Raw genomic sequence first — 8,559 nt, forward strand, 5'->3', positions numbered from 1 at the left:
GCGCACCGAAGTGCGCCGCGCCGGGCCCGAACGGGACTACGCCCGGTCGTCGATCGGGATCTGCGCCTGGAGCGGGCTCTTGGCGTTCACAGGGGCAGCGGCGGGGGCGGGAGCCTGCTGGGCTCCCGGGGCCTGCTGGGACATCGACGCGAGCAGCTGCCGCGCCAGGCCCAGGCCCGTGCCGCCCATCGTGAGGGCCTTGGCGAACATGTCACCCATCCCCTCGGCGCCGTTGAGCAGCACCATGTGCTCCACGTTCCCGAAGGCCGCCGCGCCCGCCTCCACGATCGCCGGCCAGTTCTCGGCCAACTGCTGCGCGACCACGGCCTCCTGGTTCTCCGCCAGCGCGGCGGCCCGCGCCTTGATGGCCTCCGCCTCGGCCAGACCCTTGGCCTTGGCCGACGCGGCCTCCGCCAGACCCCGCGCCTGCGTCGCCGCCGCCTCGGCCTCACCGGTCGCCCGGGTGGCCTTCGCGGCCGCCAGGCCCCGCGCCTCCGTCGCCCGGGCGTCGGCGGCCGCGGCCGTCGTCACCCGGGTCGCCTCGGCGGCCGCCGCCAGTTCCGTCTCCTTCGCCTTGGCCTGCGCCGCGGAGATGCGCGCGTCGCGGTCCGCCTCGGCGCGGGTGCGCGTCTCGTACGCCGCCGCGTCCGCGGGCTTGCGTACGTCCGCCTGGAGCTGCTGCTCGCGCCGGTTCGCCTCCAGCTCCGCGACCCGGGTCTCCTGGACCACGACCTCCTGCCGCGCGGCCGCGTCCGAGAGCGGGCCCGCCTGGCGGGCCGTCGCGGCCGCCTTGTCCCGCTCGGCCTGGTAGCCGGCCTGGAGGATCTCGCTGTCGCGGGTGGCCTCCGACATCCGGGCGAAGGCGGCCTGTTCGGCCTCGGTCGCCAGCAGGTTCGCGTCGGCCTGCGCGATCCGCGCGTCCCGCTGGACCGCCGCCGCGTGCGGCATGGCCAGGTTCTTGATGTAGCCCGTCGGGTCCTCGATCTCGTGGATCTGCAGCGAGTCCACGATCAGGCCGAGCTTCTCCATCTCCGTACCGCAGGCCATCCGGGTCTGGCCGGTCAGCTTCTCCCGGTCCCGGATCATGTCCTCGACCGTCAACCCGCCGACGATGGACCGCAGATGGCCGGCGAAGACGATGTGCACCCGCTCCGGCATCATCTTCTGCTGGTCCAGGAACCGGCGGGCGGCGTTGGCGATGGACACGAAGTCGTCGCCCACCTTGAAGATCACCACGCCTTTGACCCGCAGCGGGATCCCCTGGTGGGTGACGCAGTCCACCAGCAGCTGCGTCTCGTTGAGGTCCAGGGACATCTTCCGCACCGCCTGCACACCGGGCAGTACGAGGGTTCCGCGCCCGGTGACGATCCGGAACCCCATGCCCTCGCCGAGCCCCTCCGTCTTGTGCGCGGAGCCGGATATGACGAGTGCCTCGTTGGGCTCGGCCACCCGCCACATGAGCTTGAACAGACCGACCAACACCATGATTGCGGCGACAACGATGCCCGCCACGACGCCGATAGCCATCGGCAACTCCCCCTTTGACGCGGTGCCGTTCGACACCGACGAGGGCGAGTGTGCGCCTGTCCGCGGCGCCGGAGAAGACGGCTGGGCAATCTTGTCGCCATCTTGATACGCACAGGTGGCGAGGGGGCTCAGTTGTCGTAGGCGGCCATCACGTACACCGTGCGCGGCGGCAGGTGCTCCACGACCGTCACCACCGTCCCGACGGCCAGCCTGCCGGTCCCCGGCGCCGGATGCGCGAGGAAGTGTTCCGCCCCGCCCCGGATCCGCACGATGACCTCGCCCACCAGCCCCGGCCCGACCGTCCCGGTCACCCGGCCGTCCAGTCCCACCATGTCCGTGTCCCCCATGGGCCGAGGGTACGCCGCGCACCTCACGGGCGGTACGCGTACCGCCCGGCGGATCACGCGCCCGCCCGGGACGCCCCCCGGGTCACCCGACCGGGCGCGGCGACCCCGGGGCTCCGCCCGGACCCGCCCCCCAAACGCCGACGGGGCTGAGTTGTGGCTGATGCCCGGCAGCGGCGCCGTGCGGGCTCCTAGTGCTGTGGCCGGTCGCAGCACTAGCTGTGGCCGAGGTCCGCCTCGGAGAGGTCCGTCGGGGAGAGCGAGCCCGTGTCCGGGGTGGGGCGCAGGGGGAACTCGTCCGAGGCCATCGAGTCCAGCACCGGCGGCGCCGGCCGGGGCGGCTTCGGCATGACCGCGGCCTCCGAGTGGCCGCCGCAGCCGTACGACAGGGAGACGAGGTGGCCGTCGGCCGGACCGAACTCGTTCGCGCAGACACCGAAGGCCTGCCCCAGCGAGCCGCCGATCGCGACCAGGAAGCCACAGGAGACGCACGAGGCGGGGGCCGCCTGCGCCATCGGGGTCTTCGCGCCGAAGGACTCGTCCCAGCGGTCGGCCGCGGTGTGCAGCCCGTACCGGGACAGGACCCGGGCCCGGCGCATGCCGAGCTCCTCCGCGACCGAGGTGATGGACCCGCGCACCGGGACCACCGCGCGGTCGGTGACGTCCGCGTCCTCCGCCTCGACCAGTTCCGCCATCTCGGGGGACACCACCGAGTTCGGCGGCGGCGCGTCCTCGCCCGACCAGCCCGCCTCCAGCCGCAGGTCCTCGGCGTCGGTGGGCAGCAGATCGCCCGGACCCATGTCGCCCGGCCGCAGCCGCTCGCTCCACGGCACCCACTCGGGGGCCAGCAGCGCGTCCTCGCCGGGAAGCAGCACCGTTTCGTCGAGGGTGACGTTCTTCGCCCGGGAGGCCCGCGTCACGGTGACGGCCCAGCGCCAGCCGCGGTAGCCCGGGTCCTTGCACTCGAAGAAGTGCGTGACGACCCGGTCGCCCTCGGAAACGGTGGAGACGTGCTCGCCCACCACTCCGGGGGCGGCGGCTTCCTCGGCCGCCGCGCGGGCGAGGTCTACCGCCTCGGCGCACAGGCGGTCGGGGGTACGGCTTCGCGTCGTCGCAGCACTCACAGGTCTCGTTCTCTCCTACGCCGTCTCACGAGTGCGCCGTCCGTACTGTCGTCCACAACGACCCGTCGGTCCTGTCCGTACGAGGCGCGGGCGGAGCGGACCAGAGGGCCGCGTCGACGTCCGCACCCGATCGGCCTCGGGCGCACCTACCTGCTATCCATTCTGCGGGATCGCGAAGAGGCGCGCGGCCAAGAGCAACCGCCGGTGGCGCGCTAGGCACGCTACCTCCTCCGGCGCCTTCGGCCCACATGCAAGGTCCGATTCGCGGACATGCCCACCGCCCGGACCCCGATCGGCCACGCGCCCGAGACGCGCCGCAGGGGGTCCGCGAGGGCCGAGTACGGCACTATGGCCAGGTGGCACCCGTACGGTCGTCCGCTGGCGGCTCGGGACCGGCCAGGCGGGCCGGCCGGGCCGTCGGGCATGCCCTGCACCGGCCGTTCACCGGTACGGCGCGCGGGATCCGGCGGGCCACGCACGCGCACGGGGCCGGTGAATCGGGCCTCGGCAAGCTGATCGAACTGCACGCCATCAACGGCGCGGGCGATGTAATGATCACGGTCGCGCTCGCCTCCACGGTGTTCTTCTCGGTGCCCACGGACGAGGCACGCGGCCGAGTGGCCCTGTACCTGGCGATCACGATGGCCCCTTTCACCCTGCTGGCCCCGGTGATCGGCCCGCTGCTGGACCGGCTGCCGCACGGCCGGCGGGCCGCGATGGCGGGCGCGATGCTGACGCGGGCGCTGCTGGCCGTGATGATGTCGGGCGCGGTCGCGACGGGCGGCCTGGAGCTGTACCCGGCGGCGCTGGGCGTCCTGGTCGCCTCGAAGGCCTACGGCGTCGTACGCAGCGCCGTGGTGCCGAGGCTGCTGCCGCCCAAATTCTCACTCGTCAAGGCGAACTCCCGGGTCACGCTGGCGGGCCTGCTGGCCACGGGCGCCGCCGCGCCGGTGGGGGCCGGCCTGCACACGATCGGGCCGCCGTGGCCGCTGTACGGGGCCTGCGCCATCTTCATCTGGGGGACCTTCGCGGCGTTCTCGCTGCCGCACAAGGTGGACGAGGCGAAGGGCGAGCGCCGGGCCCGGCTGTCCACCCACGAGGCGCACTCGCAGCGGCCGGGGCTGCGCACGGTCAGCCAGTCGGTGCTGTGCGGCCTGCTGGCGAACGCGTCGATGCGCGGGCTGTCCGGGTTCCTGATCTTCTTCCTGGCCTTCCTGCTGCGGGAGCATCCGCTCGCCGGGCAGAGCGCGGCGGTGTCCCTGGGCATCGTCGGCGTCTCGGCGGGCGTCGGGAACGCCTGCGGCACCGCGGTGGGTGCCTGGCTCCGGGCCCGCGCCCCCGAGGCGATCATCGCGGCCGTGCTGTGCCTGACGCTCGGCGTGGCGATCATGGCGGCCGTCTTCTTCAGCGGGGTCTTCATGGCCGTACTCGGCGCGACGGCCGGCTTCTGCCAGGCCCTGGCGAAGCTGTCCCTGGACGCGATGATCCAGCGCGACGTCCCCGAGGCCGTGCGCACCTCGGCCTTCGCCCGCTCCGAGACGCTGCTCCAAGTGGCGTGGGTGCTGGGCGGCGCGATCGGCATCGCCCTGCCGCTGAACGGGGTCCTGGGCATGGCCGTCGCCGCGGGCGTGGTCGCCCTGGGCGCCGTCATGGCCGTCCGCGGCCTCCTCGCCTCCCCCCGCCACCAGCAGCACCACTCCTCCCGGCCGCGGGTGGCATGACGGCGAGCCACACCGTGGGACCCCGTGCAGCGGCTCGGCCTACGGGCCAGATAGCCTTCGGCTCATGACCGCACCGCTTTTCTCGGGTAGGGCCCGCCGCAGCGTCGCGGCCCTCGGAGCCGTTTCCGCCGGCCTCCTCCTCCTCTCCGCCTGCGACAAGCCGACACCGCTGGCGACCGTGACGGTCGGCACCTCGTCGGTGTCCACCGAGGCCGCCTGCCACGACGGCACGGAGCTCTCCCCGGACAAGGTCCAGGAGTGCCTCGCCAACAGCAAGGACGCCAAGACCGTCGAGTACGGCCGTGGCGACACCCTGCGCCTCGGTGTCGAGCCCGATGTCGTCGAGGACGGCAAGAAGTGGCAGGCGGTCCTCGACGGCCAGCCGATCACCGAGCCCTCGGCGAACACCTACCGCAGCTTCCCGGGCGCCGACATCTTCGCGACCGGCGGCCAGGGCGAGGCCCCGGCCTCGAAGAAGCTGCACATCGTCCAGGTCGGCGCGGACGGCAAGCCGCTCGCGGTCTGGGCCTTCAACATCAAGCTCAAGTAGTCACGTACCCACGGTGCGCGCGCTCATCGTGACCGCGGTGACGGCGGAGGCGGACTCCGTCGTCACAGGTCTCACCCCTCATCCGGACACTCCCGGCCCTGAGCCGCGCGCGCTGCCCGGGGGCTATCTCGTCCGCCGCCGGGACCTGCCCGGCATCGCCCTCGACGTGCTCGTCGGGGGCGTCGGACCGGCGGCCGCGGCCGCCGGTGCCGCCACCGCCCTGGCCCTCGCCGACTACGGCCTCGTCGTCTCCGCCGGCATCGGCGGCGGGTTCGCGCCCGCCGCCCCGCCCGGCTCGCTCGTCGTCGCCGACGCGATCGTGGCCGCCGACCTGGGGGCGGACACGCCCGACGGCTTCCTCGACGTCACCGCGCTCGGCTTCGGCCACAGCGTCCACCTGCCGCCCGCCGAGCTCGCCGCCCGCGCCGCCGAGGCGACCGGGGCGCTGCTGGCGCCCGTGCTCACCGTCTCCACCGTCACCGGCACCGCCGCCCGCGCCGCCGAGCTCGCCGCCCGGCACCCGCTCGCCGGTGCCGAGGCCATGGAGGGCTTCGGGGTCGCGGAGGCCGCGGCCGCGCACGGGCTGCCCGTGCTGGAGATCCGCGCCGTGTCCAACGCCGTCGGCCCGCGCGACCGTGCCGCCTGGCGGATCGGGGACGCCCTGGCGGCGCTGGCCGAGGGAATGCGCGTACTGGGCCCCGTACTCGCCCACTGGGGAGGACAGCATGAGCAACAGCACCACTGACCCGCGCCACCCGCTCCGCATCGCCTATTCGCCGTGTCCCAACGACACCTTCGTCTTCGACGCGTGGGCGCACGGCCGGATCCCGGGCGCGCCCGCCCTGGACGTCACCTTCGCGGACATCGACATCACCAACGGCATGGCCGAGCGCGGCGAGCGGGACGTGCTGAAGGTGTCGTACGCCGTACTGCCCTGGGTGCTCGACGAGTACGCGCTGCTGCCGTGCGGCGGCGCGCTGGGGCGCGGCTGCGGCCCGCTCGTGCTCGTCAAGGACCGCGGCCTGACGCACGGGCCCGGGATCGACCTCACCGGCAAGACCGTCGCCGTGCCGAGCGAGCGCTCCACCGCCTACCTGCTGTTCCGGCTGTGGGCCGCCGACGTGCTGCCCGCGGGCGTCGGCAAGGTGGTCGTGCTGCCGTTCCACGAGATCATGCCCGCCGTGCGCGACGGACGGGTGGACGCCGGACTGGTCATCCACGAGGCCCGGTTCACCTATCAGGACTACGGGCTGCACTGCCTGGCCGACATGGGCGAGCACTGGGAGTCCACCACCGGCCTGCCGATCCCGCTCGGCGCGATCATCGCCAAGCGCTCGCTGGGCGCCGACGTGCTGCGCACGCTGGCCGAGTCGGCCCGTACGTCGGTGCGGATGGCCTGGGACGACCCGGAGGCCTCCCGCCCGTACGTACGCGCCCACGCGCAGGAGCTGGACCCGGCCGTCGCCGACCAGCACATCGGGCTGTACGTCAACGAGTTCACCGCCGGCCTCGGCGACGCCGGCTACGCGGCCGTCCGCGGGCTGCTGACGCGGGCCGCCGCAGAGGGACTTGTTCCGGCCATCGGTCCGGACGCGCTGGCCTTCCCGTAGGCCCGGCGGCCGCAACGACAGTGCCCCGCCGACTCGTTCGAGTGGCGGGGCACCGTGCGTGCGGAAGGTCAGACGTCGAGCTGGTCGGCCACCGCGCGGAGCAGTCCGGCGATCTTCGCGCCGTGCACCTTGTCGGGGTAGCGGCCGCGCTCCAGCATCGGGGTGATGTTTTCCAGCAGGGTCGTGAGGTCCTGCACGATCGAGGCGAGCTCGTCCGGCTTGCGCCGCTGCGCGGCCGCGACCGAGGGGGTCGGGTCCAGCACCGTCACGGAAAGTGCCTGGTCACCGCGCTGACCGGCCACCACGCCGAACTCGACGCGCTGGCCGGGCTTGAGGGCATCCACCCCGTCGGGGAGTACCGACGAGTGGACGAAGACGTCGCCGCCGTCGTCACGGGAGAGGAAGCCGAAGCCCTTCTCACTGTTGAACCACTTGACCTTGCCGGTAGGCACGTCCGTCCTCTGTCCTTGTGCTCGTCGGGTCCGAAGACCGTTGGAAACGGCCCCGGATAGCAGTACAGCGGGTCACCGACCCGCCACCTCCAGGCTAATGGTCCATGGACGAGTGACAAGACGTTCCCCGGTCCTTCGCGGTCGTCCGCTTCGGCCAGGGAACTACCCTGGTGAGGTGACTGTTACTCCTCAGCCCGAGCACGCGGACGACGCGCGGCCCGGCGACGCGCTCGTCAAGGCCGGCGGCATCGTGTTCATCGTCGGGGCCGTGGCCACGCTGGCCACCATGACGCCGCTGTTCCTGGACGTCGACCCGTTTCCCTCGTACGCGTGGGCCGTGTGCATGCTCATGGGCGTCGGCTTCGCCATCTCGGCCGCGGGCGTGCTGCGCTCGGCGGCCGCCCAGCGCAGGGACGCCCGAACCTCCCAGGCGTAGCCGCCCCGGCCGTCACACCTGCTGCGTGCGGGTGTACTCCGCCAGCCAGGCCGGCAGCGCAGTGAGGTCCGCCAGCACCACGTCGGCGCCCGCCTCCCGCAGTTCCGGCTCCCCGCACGGGCCCGTCGGGACCGTCACGGCCAGGGCGCCGGCCGCGCGGGCGCCCCGTACGTCGCCCACGTGGTCGCCGACGTAGATCTGCGCCCCGTACTCGCGCAGCGCGCCCGCCTTGGCCTCCGCCCACAGCCAGCCGATGACCGCGTCCGGCTCGATGCCCAGGTGATCGAGGTGGAGGCGGGCGTTCGGCTCGTGCTTGGCCGTCACCACGATCGCGCGGCCGCCGAGCGCCTGGACGGCCTCGATCGCCTCGCGGGCCCCGGGCATCGCCGGGGTCGGCTCGATGGCGTATGTGGGATAGATCTCCCGGTAGCGGTCCGCCATGGCCGGGATCTCCGCCTCCGGGAACCAGTGCGCGAGCTCCACGTCCAGCGGCGGCCCGAGCCGCGTGACCGCCTCGTCGGCGTCGATGAACGTGCCCGTCTCGGCCGAAAGCGCCTGGTAGGCGGCCTTGATGCCCGGCCGGGAGTCGATGAGGGTCATGTCGAGGTCGAAGCCGACGGTGAGGACTGGGGTGGCGGTGCTCTCGGGGCTCATACCGGCCATTGTGCCGAGCCGGGTAGCCGGATCCACCGGGGGCCGGCCCCCGGACCGCCCCCGGACCCCTGCGCCTCGAACGCCGGCGGGGCTGGATTTCGCCGCGCATCAGCCAAAATCCAGCCCCGCCGGCGTTTGAGG

Annotated in this window: 10 protein-coding genes; 5 read left to right on the forward strand and 5 right to left on the reverse strand. The window is 73.5% G+C overall.

Features of this window, described 5'->3' with window-relative positions; genetic code table 11:
• Positions 1 to 36: 36 nt before the first annotated feature.
• The 3 genes from ACFWBF_RS36690 to ACFWBF_RS36700 all read right to left on the reverse strand — a co-directional run bounded on the left by ACFWBF_RS36690 (position 37) and on the right by ACFWBF_RS36700 (position 2,995).
• Positions 37 to 1,527 carry an SPFH domain-containing protein gene (locus tag ACFWBF_RS36690; protein WP_385609173.1) on the reverse strand — a complete coding sequence of 497 codons (1,491 nt, stop codon included), beginning with the start codon at positions 1,525 to 1,527 and terminating at the stop codon, positions 37 to 39.
• Between the two features lie 128 nt (positions 1,528 to 1,655).
• A complete protein-coding gene (locus tag ACFWBF_RS36695) occupies positions 1,656 to 1,874 on the reverse strand; it encodes a hypothetical protein (protein WP_385609174.1) in 219 nt (72 codons plus the stop codon).
• A 212-nt stretch (positions 1,875 to 2,086) separates the two neighbouring features.
• Complete coding sequence (locus ACFWBF_RS36700; protein WP_385609175.1) at positions 2,087 to 2,995, reverse strand: DUF3027 domain-containing protein; 909 nt, start codon at positions 2,993 to 2,995, stop codon at positions 2,087 to 2,089.
• A gap of 356 nt (positions 2,996 to 3,351) precedes the next feature.
• Here ACFWBF_RS36700 and ACFWBF_RS36705 point away from each other — a divergent pair, with 356 nt between their 5' ends.
• From ACFWBF_RS36705 to ACFWBF_RS36720, 4 genes are all read left to right on the forward strand, one after another.
• Positions 3,352 to 4,716: an MFS transporter gene (locus ACFWBF_RS36705; protein WP_385609176.1), complete on the forward strand. Its 1,365-nt coding sequence runs from the start codon at positions 3,352 to 3,354 to the stop codon at positions 4,714 to 4,716.
• Positions 4,717 to 4,780: 64 nt separating this feature from the next.
• Positions 4,781 to 5,266, forward strand: a complete 486-nt coding sequence (locus tag ACFWBF_RS36710; RefSeq protein ID WP_385609177.1) for a DUF2771 domain-containing protein — start codon at positions 4,781 to 4,783, stop codon at positions 5,264 to 5,266.
• 13 nt (positions 5,267 to 5,279) lie between these two features.
• Positions 5,280 to 6,011 carry a futalosine hydrolase gene (locus ACFWBF_RS36715; RefSeq protein ID WP_385609178.1) on the forward strand — a complete coding sequence of 244 codons (732 nt, stop codon included), beginning with the start codon at positions 5,280 to 5,282 and terminating at the stop codon, positions 6,009 to 6,011.
• Positions 5,992 to 6,876, forward strand: coding sequence for a 1,4-dihydroxy-6-naphthoate synthase (locus ACFWBF_RS36720; RefSeq protein WP_385609179.1), 885 nt, complete (start codon positions 5,992 to 5,994; stop codon positions 6,874 to 6,876). Before ACFWBF_RS36715 ends, ACFWBF_RS36720 begins: the two co-directional genes overlap by 20 nt.
• A gap of 68 nt (positions 6,877 to 6,944) precedes the next feature.
• On the opposite strand, the gene ACFWBF_RS36725 is transcribed toward ACFWBF_RS36720, so the two are convergent.
• Positions 6,945 to 7,328 carry a cold-shock protein gene (locus tag ACFWBF_RS36725; protein WP_329824936.1) on the reverse strand — a complete coding sequence of 128 codons (384 nt, stop codon included), beginning with the start codon at positions 7,326 to 7,328 and terminating at the stop codon, positions 6,945 to 6,947.
• A 175-nt stretch (positions 7,329 to 7,503) separates the two neighbouring features.
• On the opposite strand from ACFWBF_RS36725, the gene ACFWBF_RS36730 reads away from it, so the two are divergent.
• Entirely contained in the window at positions 7,504 to 7,764 is a 261-nt protein-coding gene (locus tag ACFWBF_RS36730) for a hypothetical protein (protein WP_385609180.1), read from the forward strand.
• A gap of 12 nt (positions 7,765 to 7,776) precedes the next feature.
• On the opposite strand, the gene ACFWBF_RS36735 is transcribed toward ACFWBF_RS36730, so the two are convergent.
• Positions 7,777 to 8,427 carry an HAD family hydrolase gene (locus ACFWBF_RS36735; protein ID WP_385609181.1) on the reverse strand — a complete coding sequence of 217 codons (651 nt, stop codon included), beginning with the start codon at positions 8,425 to 8,427 and terminating at the stop codon, positions 7,777 to 7,779.
• Between the last annotated feature and the right edge of the window lie 132 nt (positions 8,428 to 8,559).

The organism is Streptomyces sp. NPDC060028 (genome assembly GCF_042736725.1).
In the GTDB taxonomy this organism is placed as follows: domain Bacteria; phylum Actinomycetota; class Actinomycetes; order Streptomycetales; family Streptomycetaceae; genus Streptomyces.